Consider the following 513-nt stretch of genomic DNA (forward strand, 5'->3'; position numbering starts at 1 on the left):
TCAGCCGAAGTTCTTGGCCGCGAAGTCCCAGTTCACCAGCTTGGCCAGGAAGGTCTCGACGAACTTCGGGCGCAGGTTGCGGTAGTCGATGTAATAGGCGTGTTCCCACACGTCCACCGTCAGCACCGGGGTGTCGCCCGTGGTCAGCGGCGTGCCGGCAGCGCCCATGTTCACGATGTCCACCGAGCCGTCGGCCTTCTTCACCAGCCACGTCCAGCCCGAGCCGAAGTTGCCCACGGCCGACTTCACGAACGCTTCTTTGAAGGCGTCGTAGCTGCCCCACTTGGCATCGATGGCCTTGGCCAGCGCGCCGGTGGGAGCACCGCCGCCCTGGGGCTTCATGCAGTTCCAGAAGAAGGTGTGGTTCCAGATCTGGGCGGCGTTGTTGTAGATGCCGCCGCTGGACTTCTTGACGATCTCCTCGAGCGTCATCGATTCGAACTCGGTGCCCTTTTGCAGGTTGTTCAGGTTCACCACGTAGGCGTTGTGGTGCTTGCCGTAGTGGTACTCGAG

The 513-nt window shown here is 62.2% G+C and carries 1 protein-coding gene; it reads right to left on the reverse strand.

Annotation, left to right across the window (positions count from 1 at the left end):
* A partial coding sequence (locus V9L21_RS26360; RefSeq protein ID WP_337315724.1) for a superoxide dismutase occupies window positions 1-513 on the reverse strand: 513 nt, incomplete at its 5' end.

The organism is Variovorax sp. CCNWLW235, assembly GCF_037204085.1.
In the GTDB taxonomy this organism is placed as follows: domain Bacteria; phylum Pseudomonadota; class Gammaproteobacteria; order Burkholderiales; family Burkholderiaceae_C; genus Variovorax.